Origin of the sequence: Vogesella fluminis (genome assembly GCF_014652335.1) — a bacterium.
Lineage (GTDB): Bacteria > Pseudomonadota > Gammaproteobacteria > Burkholderiales > Chromobacteriaceae > Vogesella > Vogesella fluminis.
The window spans coordinates 41,565-55,935 of sequence record NZ_BMYP01000004.1 but is presented as its reverse complement, the minus strand read 5'-3'; the positions used below and the strand labels follow the sequence as shown (position 1 = coordinate 55,935).

Genomic DNA, 14,371 nt, shown 5'->3' with positions numbered 1-14,371 from the left:
CGTTGCGGCCAACCTTGCTCAGATGTCGCCGGTCTCCGCCCAGCCGGCGCGCGAGCCACGGTGGAACACCCGGTCCTGCGGCAACACGTCGCCGGCGCCGTGCGCCGCCACGCCCTGCAGCTGCCGGTAGTAGGCGGTGAAGTCCGGCGCGGTGGCGTCGAACAGCTGCTGGAAGCTGTCGATCACGAAGTAGGTCTTCTGGAAGGTGTCGATGCGGTAGCGCGTGTTCATGATGCGCAGCAGGTCGAAACCGATGCGGTTCGGGCTGTCGCTGTCCAGGCAGTACACCGATTCCGACTTGCTGGACACGATGCCGGCGCCGTAGATGCGCAGCCCCTGCGGCGTGTCGATCAGGCCGAACTCCACCGTGTACCAGTACAGCCGCGCCAGCAGCGGCAGCGCGCCGAGGTCTTTCGCCTTCATGCCGCCCAGGCCGTAGGCCTGCAGGTAGTCGGCAAACACCGGGTTCATCAGCAGCGGCACGTGGCCGAACAGGTCGTGGAATACGTCCGGCTCCTGCAGGTAGTCCAGCTGCTGCGGCTCGCGCAGCCACCAGGTCACCGGGAAGCGGCGGTTGGCCAGGTGCTCGAAGAACACCTCGTCCGGAATCAGCCCCGGCACCGCCACGATCTGCCAGCCGGTGGCGGCGGCCAGTTTCAGGTTCAGGCGCGCAAAGTCCGGCACGCGGTCGGCATCGATGACCAGCGCCTCCAGACCGGCGAGGAATTCGTCACAGACGCGGCCGGGCAGCATCTCGCACTGGCGGCGATACAGCGTGGCCCAGGTCTGGTGATCCTCGGCGCTGTAGCGTTCCAGCGGTTGCGGCAGGGTGAAGTCGGCGGCGTGGTCGAGGCCGACATTCTTGCGGGCGGTGATGTCCGGCACGGTAAACGGGGTTGTCTCCATCATCGGTCTTCCTGTATGGGCGGCAGTAAGGCCGGAACCTGCACTGTAAACGCACTATACTGCGGGCTGGCCGCAATATTTGCCATCGACACGGTTTATTTGCATACTTTCCGCACCAAAAACCGGAATATGCACAAAATGCGCAATATCGACTTCGACCGTTTCGATTACCAGATTCTGGAGGCGCTGCAGAAAGACGCACGCGCCACCCACCAGAAGCTGGCGCAGGACATCGCACTGTCGCCATCGCAGATCGGCCGCCGCATCCAGCGACTGGAAGAATGCGGCGTGATCCAGGGCTACCATCTGGCGCTGCGTCCCGACCTGCTCGACCTGTCGGTAACGGCCTTCGCTAATGTCAGTCTAGAACGTCACGGCGAGGCGTCCATCCGCGAATTCGCCGGCGCCATCACCGACCTGCCGGAAGTGCTGGAGTGTTACGCGGTGGCCGGCGAGGCCGACTACTGGCTGCGCATCGTGGTGCCGGACCTGCCGTCGCTGTCGCGTTTCGTGATGAACAAGCTGATGACGCTGCCGCTGGTGCGCAGCGTGAAATCGACGGTAGCGCTGGAGCCGATCAAGCACACCACACGCCTGCCGCTGCCGGAGCGGCGCTAGGCCAGGCGGCCTGCCACTTTTGGCGCGCCGCGGCCCAGCAAGCGGCCCGCTCCGGAGTACGGATAGGCGCCGGTACGACGGGGCCGGAGGCAGTGCGCTTTCGCATCGGCAGCAAACAGATGGCAGACGGCCCGGTCATGCGGCAGGGGTATTCTTGTATATTTCAACAATTCTTGTATAGTTGATGCATGGAAAAACAAACCGCCACCCAGGTATTCGAGTCGCTGTCTTCCGGCATCCGGCTGGACATCTATCGCCTGCTCGTCAAGCGCGGCCTGGAAGGCATGGTGGCCGGCCAGATCGCCAGCGCGCTCGACTTGCCCCCCAACAATGTGTCCTTCCACCTGAAGGGCATGACGCATGCCGGACTGGTATCGGTGGCGCAGGAAGGGCGTTACCAGCGTTACCACGCCAATCTGCCCTTGATGCTGGAGCTGATCGCCTACCTGACCGAAGAGTGCTGTGCGGGTCATCCCGAGCAATGCGCCGAGATCCGTACCGACTCCTGCTGCCCGGAAGCCGTTCTCCCTCCATTACCCAAGATTGAAACGGAAAGTTGACCTCATGAACGTGCTTTTTCTGTGTACCGGTAACGCCTGTCGCTCCATCCTGGGCGAAGCTACCTTCAACCATCTGGCTCCCGCCGGCTGGAAGGCCATGAGTGCCGGTAGTCAGCCGACCGGCCAGGTACATCCGCGTTCGCTGGCCTTGCTGGCGCGTGAAGGGATGTCGACCGGGGGCTACGCCAGCAAGTCCTGGGACAAGCTGCCGGCCACGCCCGACATCGTGATCACGGTCTGCGCCAGTGCCGCCGGCGAAACCTGCCCGGCCTACCTGGGACCGGCGCTGCGCACCCATTGGGGGGTGGAAGATCCGGCCCACGCCACCGGCTCCGACGAGGAAATCGATGCCGCGTTCATGACCGCCTATCGCATCCTGCGCACCCGTATCGAGGCCTTCCTGGCGCTGCCGCTGGACGAGCTACAGCAAGATCGCGCCCGCCTCAAGGCCGAGCTGGATCGTATCGGCAGCCTGCTACCGTGAGGATGAAGCAAATGAGCGAAGAAAAAAGCTACCACCAGCTGATTGCCGGTCATGTCTACCTGGGCGGGGCGGGCGACGTTGCCGCCATGGTGGAGCAGGATGGCGTGCAAGTGATTGTGGACCTGCGCGAAGAATCCACCGGCTGCGCCGCGGCCAACGTGACCTGGACCAGGATTCCCCTGGGCGATGATCCCGCCCAGGATCAGGTAGCCCTGTTCAAGGCCGCCATCGACGCGGTGGTGGCCGCCTATCGTGCGGGTCGGAAGGTGGGTTTCCACTGTGGCGGCGGCAAGGGCCGCACCGGCACCGTCGCCGTTGGCGTGCTGCTGGAGCTGGGCCTGTGCCAGACCCTGGATGAGGCCGAGGCCAGGGCCAAGGCGATCCGTCCGGTCATCAGCATGAAACCTGCCCAGCGTGCGGCATTACAGCAGCTATACCCGCAAGCCTGATCGGCTTGCCACACGGAATGTGAGAAAGGATTGCCATGAAAACCATCCAGATTTTTGATCCGGCACTGTGCTGCAGCACGGGTGTCTGTGGTGTAGACATTGACCAGGCGCTGGTGAATTTTTCCGCCGACGTGGACTGGGCCAGGCAGAACGGTGCACAGATCGAGCGCTTCAACCTCGCACAGCAACCGCTGGCGTTTGCTGACAATGCCGTAGTAAAAGGCTTTCTGGAGCGCTCCGGCCAGGAGGGCTTGCCGCTGGTGCTGGTCGACGGCGAAGTGGCCATGGCGGGCCGTTACCCGACCCGCAAGGAACTGGCACACTGGGCCGGCATCATAGAGATCGCTACCTCGCAGTCAACCGGTAGTTGCTGCTCCGGCAGCAGCTGCTGCTAAGCGGGAGGCTCCGCATGCGCGTCCTCGATCAACCGCCACGTTTCCTGTTCTTTACCGGTAAGGGCGGGGTCGGCAAGACCTCGATTGCCTGCGCCACGGCCGTACAGTTGGCCGCAGACGGCAAGCAGGTGCTGCTGGTCAGCACCGACCCGGCCTCCAACGTGGGCCAGGTGTTCGGCATCGCCATCGGCAACCACATCACCGCGATACCAGCCGTGCCCAAGCTGTCGGCACTGGAGATCGACCCGCAAGGCGCGGCGCAGGCCTACCGCGACCGCATCGTCGGCCCGGTGCGAGGCGTGCTGCCGGAAGCGGTGGTCAAGGGCATCGAGGAGCAACTGTCCGGGGCCTGCACCACCGAGATCGCCGCCTTTGACGAATTCACCGCGCTGCTGATCGAATCACCGCTGACAGCAGATTTTGACCACATCATCTTCGACACCGCCCCCACCGGCCACACCATCCGCCTGCTGCAGTTGCCGGGGGCCTGGAGTGGCTTTTTGGAGGCCGGTAAAGGCGATGCCTCCTGCCTGGGGCCGCTCGCCGGTCTGGAAAAACAGCGGGTGCAGTACAAGGCGGCGGTGGATGCACTGGCCAACCCGCTGCGTACCCGGCTGGTACTGGTGGCGCGAGCCCAGAGCGCCACGCTGCGCGAAGTGGCACGCACACACGAGGAGCTGGCTGCGATTGGCCTGTCGCAACAGTACCTGATCATCAACGGCCAGCTGCCGCAGTCGGCGATCGAACAGGATGAACTGGCGGCTGCCATTGCACAGCGCGAGCAACTGGCACTGGCGGCCATGCCGGCGGTACTGCAGTCCCTGCCTATCGATTATGTGGCCCTCAAGCCATTCAACCTGGTCGGGCAGGATGCCTTGCGGCTATTGCTGGTGGACGACAATCCGGCGACGGAACAGGTCACGCTCCCACCCGCCGTCCTGTTGAGTGCGCCAAGCCTGTCTGCCCTGGTGGACGACATTGCCGCCGACGGTCACGGGCTGGTGATGCTGATGGGCAAAGGCGGCGTCGGCAAGACCACGTTGGCCGCAGCCGTCGCTGTCGAGCTGGCGCATCGCGGCCTGCCTGTCCATCTGACCACCTCAGACCCCGCCGCGCATCTGACCGAAACACTGGAAGGTTCGTTGCCCGATCTGGCGGTCAGCCGTATCGACCCGCATGACGAAACCGAGCGCTATCGCCAGGAAGTGATGGCCAGCAAGGGCGCCAGGCTGGATGCCGCAGGCCGGGCGCTGCTGGAGGAAGATCTGCGTTCACCGTGTACTGAAGAGATCGCGGTGTTTCAGGCCTTCTCGCGCACCATCCGCGAAGCCGGCAAGAAGTTCGTGGTGATGGATACCGCGCCCACCGGTCACACGCTGCTGCTACTGGATGCCACCGGTGCCTATCACCGCGAGGTGTCCCGGCAGATGGGGAGCAAGGGCCTGCACTTCACCACCCCGATGATGCAGCTGCAGGATCCCAAGCAGACCAAGGTCCTGATCGCCACCCTGGCCGAAACGACCCCGGTGCTGGAAGCGGTCAACCTGCAGCAGGACTTGCGTCGCGCCGGCATCGAACCCTGGGCGTGGGTGATCAACAACAGTGTGGCCGCCAGTCGGCCCGGTGCCGCCTTGCTGCGTCAGCGCGCGCAAAACGAGCTGAAGGAAATCGATGCCGTAGCCACGCACCATGCCACACGCCATGCCGTGGTGCCGTTGCTGAAGCAGGAGCCGATCGGCGTCGAGCGACTGCTGCAACTGGCCAACCCTGCCGACAAGGCGCGCAGACCGCTGTAACGCCCTGTGTCCTGGCAGCTAGCGCCGCCACTCGCGCCGTAGCGCGGACAGCGAGATCAGGATCAGCGCGGCGGCGATCAGCAGCATGCCCAGCGCCTCGGCGTGGCTGGGCACCTCGGCCAGCAGCAGCCACGCCATCAGCACCGCCACCGCCGGTATCGCCAGGATGCTCATCCCGGCCATGCCGGCCGACAGCCGGGACAGCAGCAGCATCCACACCAGCCAGCCCAGGCCGCCGGCGAGCACGCCGGAGAACAGCAGCACGCCCAGCAGCGGCCAGCCCCACTGGATGTCGCGCCCGGGGAACAGCGGCAGCAGCAGCGCCAGCACCAGCGTGCCCCACACCATCTGCCAGAAGGTCAGCGCCAGGGTATCGACCTGGTGCTGCGCGCGCAGCTTCTTGGCGATGATCGCCGAGCCGGCCCACACCAGGCCGCCGCTGATCGCCAGTGCGTCCGATAGCCAGTTGCCGCCGAGATCCCACGGTTCGAGGATCGCCAGCAGCCCGACCAGGGCCAGCGCCACGCCCAGCCACTGCAGCGGCGCCAGCTTTTCGTGCAGGAACAGCCGCGCCAGCAGCAGCGTCCAGAACGGCATGGTGTAGCACAGCACCGACACCTTGCCGGCCCCACCGGCCACCAGCGCCAGATTGGTGAACACCACAAAGCCGGCGGTCTGCGTCAGCCCCAGCCAGAAGGTTGGCCGCAACGGCGTCGGCGTGAAGCGGCGGCCGGTGGCGTGCATGATCAGCGCCAGCGTGGCGATGGCGAGCACGGTACGGCCGAGGCCGAGCTGGAAGGCGCTGGCGTAGGCCAGGCCGAGCTTGGTGACCACCCAGTTGGTCCCCCAGGCGAACCACAGCGCCAGCAGCATCAATACGCTGGCAGTACGGTCGGAAACGACAGACATGATGGATAGGTTGGCCGCAAGAAAACAGGAAACAAAAACGGGCCGGAAGCATCCGGCCCGCGTCAGGACAGCATTGTACGCTTTATGCCGTCAGGTTTTTCGACACAATCTCGAACACGTCGTTCGACAGCCCCGGCTTGGCCAGGATCTGCTGCAGGACAGAGGTCATCAGCTGCTGGCGTTGCGGCTCCAGCTTGCGGCGGCGGTTGAAGGCCGTTACCAGCCGGCTGGCTACCTGCGGGTTGATGTCGTCCAGCAGCATGATCTGCCCGGCGAGGAACTGGTAGCCGGAGCCGTCTGCAGCATGGAAATGCAGCATGTTGCGGCCGAAGCTGCCCAGCAGCGCGCGCGCCTTGTTCGGGTTCTTGAGAGTGAACGCCGGGTGCGTCATCGCGGCTTTCACGTGGTCCAGCGTGCACGGCAGCTGGCTGCTGGCCAGCAGGCTGAAGTACTTGTCCATCACCAGCGCGTTGTCCTGCCAGCGTTCGGCAAAGGCGAGATAGCAGTCGGTGCGGACATCGCCGTCGCGGTCGCGCAGCGCCAGCAGCGCGCCCATCTGGTCGGTCATGTTGTCGGCATTCATGCACTGCTGCCCGGCCGCTTCCTCCGGCCAGGCGTCGCTGAGGCGCGTCAGCATCGCCAGCGCCAGGTTCTTCAGCGCACGGCGGCCGGCATCGTCCGGCTGGTAGATACCACACTGGTTGATGTCGAAGGCCTCGTGCCACTCGCCGCGCAGCGCCTGCGCCAGCGATGCCAGCACGAATTCGCGCACCGCGTGGATGCGTGCCGGATCGGCGACGTCGACCATTTCCAGGATCTCGGCTTCCGACGGCAGCGTCAGCATCAGCGCCTTGAATGCGGCATCGGCCTCGTGGTCGTGCAGCACCGCCCGGAAGGCCTCGACAAAACCTTCAGCCAGCTGCAGCGGCGTGCCGGCGGCGTGCTCGGCGATCAGCTGCTTGAACAGGCGCTCGGCGTAGGCCTGGCCGGCCTCCCAGCGCGCAAACGGGTCGCTGTCCTTGGCCATCAGGAAGGCCAGCTCGTCGTCGCGCCAGTCGAACACCAGCTTTACCGGTGCCGAGAAACCGCGCAGCAGCGACGGCACCGGCTGCTGCGCGACGTTGACGAAGGTAAAGTGCTGCCCGGCGGCACGCACGTCCAGCACGCGGGTGGTGGCGCCCGCCTCGGCCTCGCCCTGCAGTTGCAGCGGCAGGTCCTGGCCGTCGCGGCCAACCAGGCCCAGCGCCAGCGGAATGTGGAACGGCTGCTTGTCGTCCTGCCCCGGTGTCGCCGGGCAGTGCTGCGTCAGGTGCAGGGTGTAGCTGAGCGCGACCGGATCGTAGTCGCCGCGCACTGTCAGCCGCGGGGTGCCGGCCTGGCTGTACCACAGCGCGAACTGGGTGAGGTCCACGCCATTGGCGTCGGCCATCGCGGCGCGGAAGTCGTCGCAGGTCACCGCCTGGCCGTCGTGGCGCTTGAAATACAGTTCCATGCCCTTCTGGAAGCCTTCTTCACCGAGCAGGGTGTGATACATGCGCACCACTTCGGCCCCCTTTTCGTACACCGTCATGGTGTAGAAATTGTTCATCTCGATGTAGCTGTCCGGACGGATCGGGTGCGCGGTGGGGCCGGCGTCTTCCGGAAACTGCAGCTGGCGCAGGTTCTTCACATCCTGGATGCGCTGCACCGCGCGGCTGTGCAGGTCGGAGCTGAACTCCTGGTCGCGGAACACGGTCAGGCCTTCCTTCAGCGATAGCTGGAACCAGTCGCGGCAGGTGACGCGATTGCCGGTCCAGTTGTGGAAGTACTCGTGGCCGATGATGGCTTCGACGCGCTCGAAGTCGGCGTCGGTGGCGGTGTCCTGCCGCGCCAGCACCGCCGAGGTGTTGAAGATGTTGAGGCCCTTGTTCTCCATCGCCCCCATGTTGAAGTCGCCGACGGCGACGATCATGTAGATGTCGAGGTCGTACTCCAGGCCGAAGCGCTCTTCGTCCCACTGCATCGAGCGCTTGACCGCACCCATCGCGAACTCGACCTTGTCCTGGTCGGCCGGCACGGTCCAGATTTCCAGTGCCACACGGCGGCCGCTGGCGGTGATGTAGCTGTCCTTCAGCGCCGACAGCTTGCCGGCCACCAGCGCGAACAGGTAGGACGGCTTCTTGTACGGATCGACCCACTTCACCCAGTGCCGCTTCTTGTCGGCCATGCCCTCGCCCACCTTGTTGCCGTTGGACAGCAGCACCGGATACTTCTGCTTGTCAGCGATGATGGTGGTGGTGAACTTGGCCATCACGTCCGGGCGGTCGGGATAGAAGGTGATCTTGCGAAAGCCCTCCGGCTCGCACTGGGTATACAAGTTGCTGCCGCCGGAAGCATACAGGCCGTTAAGGCTGGTATTGGCCACCGGATCGATCTCGGTTTCCACGTCGAGGATGAAGCTGTCCGGCACGTTGCCGATGCTGAGGCCGTCAGCATCCAGCTGGTAGGCATCGGCACCGAGTGCCTCGCCATCCAGCTGCAGCGACAGCAGCGTGGCCGAGCCGTCCAGCCGCAGCACGTTGGCCGCAGTGGCTGCCGGATTGCGGTGCACGATCAGGCGCGAGCGCACACGCACCAGATTGTCGTCGAGGATGTCGAAGGTCAGGTCGATCTTGTCCACCAGATAGGACGGTACTTGATAGTCTTGCCGGTACTTGATTTGGGCTTGTTGGCTCATGCCGTGTTTCCTGTGTAGGGTACGGGACGGATCAGCGCACTGCCCGCCCTCCTTATTGTTTACGCGAAAGCGTCCCCGGTTAATGCATCGGCCAGCCGGCGCCACCGTCTTGCAGGCGCAGGCGGCAGGTATCGGCAGCCATCGCAGCCAGCGTTACCTTGTAACTGTTCAGTTCATCACGGCGGAAGGCGTGGATTTTCACCGTATCGCCGATACGGCAGCGGCCGAGCGCCTTGTCCAGATCGGCGACTTTCACGCCGTTGACGGCAATGACGACATCACCGCCAGCCAGCCCGGCCGCCTGCGCCGCACCGCTATCCAGCACCGACACCAGCTTGACACCCAGCGCATCGCCGGCGGTTTTCACCCCCAGGGTTGGCCGCAACGGCGCGGCACGGAATTCGTCGACCACGCTGCCGCTGTCGCTGGCACTGTCGGCCGCCACCATCTGCATCTGAACCCCCTGCGTGGCGAGGAGTTCCGCCAGCGGCAAATCGGCGGTGGAACGGATCGCCATGTCGAAGAACTGGCCGAGCTTGAGGCCGGTCACCTCTTCGGCCACACGCTCCCACTCGTCTTCCGCCAGGCCCTGACCGTCGGCCAGCCACTTCCGCCACAGCGCCCGCATCACCGTGTCCAGGCTCTTGGCGCCGCCGCTTTCGCGGCGGATGTGCAGGTCCAGCGCCAGCGCCGCCAATGCGCCCTTGGTGTAGTAGCTGACGATGCTGTTGGGGCTGTTTTCGTCCTGGCGATAGTATTTGGTCCACGCGTCGAAGCTGGAGTCGGCCAGCGTCTGCCTGCTACGGCCATTGCCACGCGCCACGCCGCTGATGGTCCTGGCCAGCAGGCCGAGGTAGCGTTTGTCGTCGATCAGGCCGCAGCGCAGCAGCGTAAGGTCGTCGTAATAGGAAGTGATGCCCTCGAATGCCCACAGCAGCGTGGTGTGGCCCTCGCGGTTCAGGTCATAAGGGGTGAACGCCGCCGGCTTCATGCGCTTGACGTTCCAGCTGTGGAAGTATTCGTGGCTGATCAGGCCCAGCAGCTTGAGGTAGCCGTCGCCGATCTCGCCTGCGGCCAACCCTGGTGCCGGCAGGTCGTCGCGGCTGGCCACCAGCGCGGTGGAGGCGCGGTGCTCCAGCCCGCCGTAGATGTCGCCGCCGACGAACAGCATGAACACATAGCGCTCGAACGGCGCCGGCTCGCCAAAGAAACGGATCTGCCACTCGCAGATGCGCTTGCTGTCTGCGGCCAACCTTTTCAGGTCGGCCTGGCAGTGGCCGGAGACGATGAACTCGTGCGGTACGCCACAGGCCTTGAAGGTGATGCGCTCGAACTCGCCCAGCTCCACCGGGTGGTCGATCAGCTCGTCGTAGTTGGCCGCACGGTAGCGGCCGAAGCCGGATTTCTTGACGTCAAGCGCCGGCAGGCTGGTCGCCACCTGCCACTTGGCCAGCGCCTTGTCCGCCGGCGGCAGGATATCCACCTCGCACGGCGCGTGCTCGAAGCCGTCGGCCTGCAGGAACACGCTGGTGCCGTTGTAGAAGCCGCGCTGCTGGTCCAGGTAGGCGCCGCGCACCGACAGGTCGAAGGCGTACACGGTGTAGTGCACGGTCAGCACGCCCTTGACCGGTGCTGCCTGCCAGCTGTGCTTGTCCAGTTTCTGCAGCGCCACCGCCTTCTTACCGCTCTCGGCACGGATGGCCACGATGTGGCGCGCGAACTCGCGGATCATATAGCTGCCGGGAATCCATGCCGGCAGGCGCAGCACTTGCCCGGCAACTGCCGGCTGTCTAATGGTCAGGGAAACTTCAAACAGGTGCGCCTGCGGATCAAGCGGACAAATGCAATAGCGGACGGCAACAGTCATGACACGAACCCGGAGCGAGGAAGGGAAAGTGGGGGATTCTAGCACCATGTCCTGCCGAAAGCAGGCCGGGTGACGGCTTGACCCAAGTCAAGACAGACAGAGGCAATGACAATATAATCAACAATGCCCGAAAAGGGATTTTCCAGGTTGCAACACACGGCAAACCATGCAAAAAACCGGGGACAATGGAGTCCCGATCTGGCCACCAATACTCGCCTTGATTTAGAATAACTAATTGAATATACGAATACGGGAATTCGGGATGCTTTACCGGGACCGGACAATGCCGGCACCACACTCCAGAACAATGGTCCACCCGGTCTTGCCCCGCCCCGCCATCATCCTTGCGACTTGCCGGGCTCCATTTTCACATGGAGTTACATATCCGGCCTTCAAGTCGCTACGGTTTTACGTTCTAGTTTGCAACCTTGGAGAAAACCTTAAATGGAAACGCAATCCACTTATAACTATAAGGTGGTGCGGCAGTTTGCCATCATGACCGTCGTGTGGGGCATTGTCGGCATGCTGGTAGGCGTGATCATTGCGGCACAGCTGGTGTGGCCCGAGCTCAATTTCGGGCCGTGGTTCCACTACGGCCGCCTGCGTCCGCTGCACACCAACGCCGTGATCTTTGCCTTCGGCGGCTGCGCCCTGTTCGCCACGTCCTACTACGTGGTGCAGCGCACCTGTAACGTCCGCCTGATCTCGGACAAACTGGCCGCCTTCACTTTCTGGGGCTGGCAAACCGTCATCGTACTGGCCGCCATCACCCTGCCGCTGGGCCTGACCGCCGGCAAGGAATATGCCGAGCTGGAGTGGCCGATCGACCTGCTGATCACCGTGGTATGGGTCGCCTATGCCATCGTGTTCTTCGGCACCATCGCCGTGCGCAAGGTCAAGCACATCTACGTGGCCAACTGGTTCTACGGTGCCTTCATCCTGGCCGTCGCCCTGCTGCACATCGTCAACAGCCTGGCGATCCCGGTATCGATGTGGAAGTCCTACTCCATCTATGCCGGCGCCGTCGATGCCATGGTGCAATGGTGGTACGGCCACAACGCGGTGGGCTTCTTCCTGACCGCCGCCTTCCTCGGCATGATGTACTACTTCGTACCGAAACAGGCCGGCCGCCCGGTGTACTCCTATCGTCTATCCGTGGTGCACTTCTGGGCCCTGATCTTCACCTACATGTGGGCCGGCCCGCACCACCTGCACTACACCGCCCTGCCTGACTGGACCCAGTCGCTGGGTATGGCATTCTCGATGATCCTGTTCGCGCCAAGCTGGGGCGGCATGATCAACGGCATCATGACCCTGTCCGGTGCGTGGCACAAACTGCGTACCGACCCGGTACTGAAGTTCCTGGTGGTATCGCTGTCCTTCTACGGCATGTCCACCTTCGAAGGCCCGATGATGTCGATCAAGACCGTCAACGCGCTGTCGCACTACACCGACTGGACTGTCGGCCACGTGCACTCCGGTGCCCTGGGTTGGGTTGCCTTCATCTCCATCGGCTCGCTGTACTACCTGATCCCGCGCCTGTTCGGTCGTGACGGCATGCACAGCACCAAGCTGATCGAAGCCCACTTCTGGCTGGCCACCGTCGGCGTGGTGCTGTACATCGCCGCACTGTGGATCTCCGGTGTGATGCAAGGCCTGATGTGGCGTGCGCTGAACGCGGACGGCACCCTGACCTACGCCTTCGTGGAAGCAGTAAAAGCAACCTATCCGTACCACTTCGTCCGTCTGCTGGGTGGCCTGCTGTTCCTGTCCGGCATGCTGATCATGGCGTACAACACCTTCCGTACCGTTGCCGCCGGTCGTCCGGTTGATGCCAGGATCCCGGCCGTTGCCGCTCACGCGCACTAAGGGGCAGAAAGAACCATCATGGAAAAAATCCAGAAACTGATTGAAGAAAACGTCGCCTACCTGATCGTGCTGACCCTGCTGGTGATCAGCATCGCCGCACTGGTCGAGATCGTGCCGCTGATGTTCCAGAAATCAACCACCCAGCCGATCGCCGGCGTCAAGCCGTACAACGCGCTGCAGCTGACCGGCCGCGATATCTATATCCGCGAAGGCTGCTACGGCTGTCACTCGCAGATGATCCGTCCATTCCGCGCCGAAACCGAGCGCTACGGCCACTACTCGGTAGCCGGTGAATCCGTGTACGACCATCCGTTCCAGTGGGGCTCCAAGCGCACCGGCCCGGATCTGGCCCGTGTCGGTGGCCGCTACTCCGACGAATGGCACCGCGTGCACCTGATCAACCCGCGCGACGTGGTACCGGAATCCAACATGCCGGCCTTCCCGTGGCTGGCGCGCAACCTGGCCGATGCCGAGGGTGTCGCCGCCAAGATGACCGCGCTGCGCAAGGTGGGTGTGCCGTACAGCGACAAGGAAATTGTCGAAGCCCAGGCCATGGTTGAAGGCAAGTCCGAGATGGATGCACTCATCGCCTACATGCAAGGCCTGGGCCTTGCACTGAAGAACGCGCGCTAAGTCATGGACCTGACCAATCTGGCCCGCATCCTGTTCACGGTATTCTGCTTTGTAGCCTTTATCGTGATCCTGATCGGTGCCTTCGAAAAAAAATCGCAGAGGCGTTATGACGATGCGGCCAACCTTGTCTTCAATGGCGACGAGGAAGAGCAGCAAGGGATCGACGCCGTCAACGGAGCGAAGAAATGAGTGATTTCGTGAGTGATTTCTGGAGTGTCTACATCACGGTGATCGTGATCGTAGGTATCGTCGGTCTGACGTATCTGCTGCTTAGCCAGTCGAAGACCACGGTACAAAAAGGGGAAGAAGTAAAAACCATGGGGCACGTCTGGGATGACGACCTCGAGGAGTACAACAATCCGCTGCCGCGCTGGTGGATGCTCCTGTTTTACATCACCCTGGTATTCGGCGCCGTCTATCTGGTGCTGTATCCCGGTCTGGGCTCCTGGCAAGGTATCCGCGGCTGGACCTCCGTTGGCCAGTACAAGGAAGAAAAAGCCCAGGCGGAAGCCAAGTATCAGCCGCTGTACGACAAGTTCATGAAAATGGACGTGAAAACCGTGGCGACCAACCCGGAGGCACAGGCCATGGGCAAGCGCCTGTTCCAGACCTACTGTGTACAGTGCCACGGCTCCGACGCACGCGGCGCCAAGGGCTTCCCTAACCTGACCGACAACGACTGGCTGTACGGCGGCACGCCGGAAATCATCAAGACCACACTGGATAATGGCCGCCACGGCCAGATGCCGGCCTTCGGCGCGGCCTTCGGTGAAGAAAAGGTCAAGGATGCCGCCAACTACGCGATGTCGCTGTCCGGCAAGAAGCACGATGCCGACCGTGCCGCACGCGGCAAGGAAACCTTTACCGCGGTTTGTTCTGCCTGCCACGGTGCCGACGGCAAGGGCAACCAGGCGCTGGGCGCACCGAACCTGACCGACAACGTGTGGCTGTATGGCGGCACCGAGAAGGCCATCATCGAAACGATCACCAACGGCCGCAACAACCAGATGCCGGCCTGGAAAGACTTTCTCGGTGACGGCAAGGTTCACCTGCTGACGTCCTATGTCTGGAGCCTCTCCAATAAAGCCAGTGCAGAGTAATTGATGCTGCCCGATACTGCCCGCATCAGCGGGCAGTATCTTTTATGGTACACAATCTACTTGTTGGTA

Annotated in this window: 14 protein-coding genes; 10 read left to right on the top strand and 4 right to left on the bottom strand. The window is 63.4% G+C overall.

The genetic code is table 11. The features are described 5' to 3' along the window. Positions 1-18: 18 nt before the first annotated feature. Positions 19-909 carry a phenylalanine 4-monooxygenase gene (gene phhA / locus IE083_RS02270; RefSeq protein ID WP_189352024.1) on the bottom strand — a complete coding sequence of 297 codons (891 nt, stop codon included), beginning with the start codon at positions 907-909 and terminating at the stop codon, positions 19-21. A gap of 135 nt (positions 910-1,044) precedes the next feature. Between phhA and IE083_RS02265 the strand changes: the two genes are divergently transcribed. The 6 genes from IE083_RS02265 (at position 1,045) to arsA (ending at position 5,208) form a co-directional block, all read left to right on the top strand. Then, positions 1,045-1,524: an Lrp/AsnC family transcriptional regulator gene (locus IE083_RS02265; protein WP_229799557.1), complete on the top strand. Its 480-nt coding sequence runs from the start codon at positions 1,045-1,047 to the stop codon at positions 1,522-1,524. A 188-nt stretch (positions 1,525-1,712) separates the two neighbouring features. Further along, positions 1,713-2,084: an ArsR/SmtB family transcription factor gene (locus IE083_RS02260; protein WP_189352022.1), complete on the top strand. Its 372-nt coding sequence runs from the start codon at positions 1,713-1,715 to the stop codon at positions 2,082-2,084. 4 nt (positions 2,085-2,088) lie between these two features. Continuing rightward, positions 2,089-2,568 (top strand): arsenate reductase ArsC, encoded by a 480-nt coding sequence (locus IE083_RS02255; RefSeq protein ID WP_189352021.1) that lies wholly within the window; start codon positions 2,089-2,091, stop codon positions 2,566-2,568. 11 nt (positions 2,569-2,579) lie between these two features. Then, on the top strand, positions 2,580-3,017 hold the full coding sequence (locus tag IE083_RS02250; protein WP_229799556.1) for a protein-tyrosine phosphatase family protein: 438 nt from the start codon (positions 2,580-2,582) through the stop codon (positions 3,015-3,017). A 35-nt stretch (positions 3,018-3,052) separates the two neighbouring features. Further along, entirely contained in the window at positions 3,053-3,412 is a 360-nt protein-coding gene (gene arsD / locus IE083_RS02245; protein WP_189352019.1) for an arsenite efflux transporter metallochaperone ArsD, read from the top strand. A 14-nt stretch (positions 3,413-3,426) separates the two neighbouring features. Beyond that, a complete protein-coding gene (arsA, locus tag IE083_RS02240; protein WP_189352018.1) occupies positions 3,427-5,208 on the top strand; it encodes an arsenical pump-driving ATPase in 1,782 nt (593 codons plus the stop codon). An 18-nt stretch (positions 5,209-5,226) separates the two neighbouring features. Here the strand turns inward: arsA and IE083_RS02235 are convergent, their stop codons facing one another. From IE083_RS02235 to IE083_RS02225, 3 genes are all read right to left on the bottom strand, one after another. Then, entirely contained in the window at positions 5,227-6,117 is an 891-nt protein-coding gene (locus IE083_RS02235) for a DMT family transporter (protein WP_189352017.1), read from the bottom strand. An 82-nt stretch (positions 6,118-6,199) separates the two neighbouring features. Beyond that, positions 6,200-8,833, bottom strand: coding sequence for an aminopeptidase N (gene pepN, locus IE083_RS02230; RefSeq protein WP_189352016.1), 2,634 nt, complete (start codon positions 8,831-8,833; stop codon positions 6,200-6,202). 79 nt (positions 8,834-8,912) lie between these two features. Beyond that, a complete protein-coding gene (locus IE083_RS02225; RefSeq protein WP_189352015.1) occupies positions 8,913-10,700 on the bottom strand; it encodes a M61 family metallopeptidase in 1,788 nt (595 codons plus the stop codon). Positions 10,701-11,144: 444 nt separating this feature from the next. On the opposite strand from IE083_RS02225, the gene ccoN reads away from it, so the two are divergent. The 4 genes from ccoN to ccoP are packed head-to-tail and all read left to right on the top strand — an operon-like array spanning position 11,145 to position 14,302. Further along, positions 11,145-12,569 carry a cytochrome-c oxidase, cbb3-type subunit I gene (gene ccoN, locus IE083_RS02220; protein WP_189352014.1) on the top strand — a complete coding sequence of 475 codons (1,425 nt, stop codon included), beginning with the start codon at positions 11,145-11,147 and terminating at the stop codon, positions 12,567-12,569. Between the two features lie 18 nt (positions 12,570-12,587). Then, on the top strand, positions 12,588-13,202 hold the full coding sequence (ccoO, locus tag IE083_RS02215) for a cytochrome-c oxidase, cbb3-type subunit II (RefSeq protein WP_189352013.1): 615 nt from the start codon (positions 12,588-12,590) through the stop codon (positions 13,200-13,202). 3 nt (positions 13,203-13,205) lie between these two features. After that, the gene (locus tag IE083_RS02210) at positions 13,206-13,391 is read left to right on the top strand and encodes a cbb3-type cytochrome oxidase subunit 3 (RefSeq protein WP_189352012.1); all 186 of its coding nucleotides are present in this window, start codon (positions 13,206-13,208) and stop codon (positions 13,389-13,391) included. Further along, positions 13,388-14,302 carry a cytochrome-c oxidase, cbb3-type subunit III gene (ccoP, locus tag IE083_RS02205; protein ID WP_189352011.1) on the top strand — a complete coding sequence of 305 codons (915 nt, stop codon included), beginning with the start codon at positions 13,388-13,390 and terminating at the stop codon, positions 14,300-14,302. The genes IE083_RS02210 and ccoP overlap by 4 nt, the downstream gene beginning before the upstream one ends. Positions 14,303-14,371 lie beyond the last annotated feature (69 nt).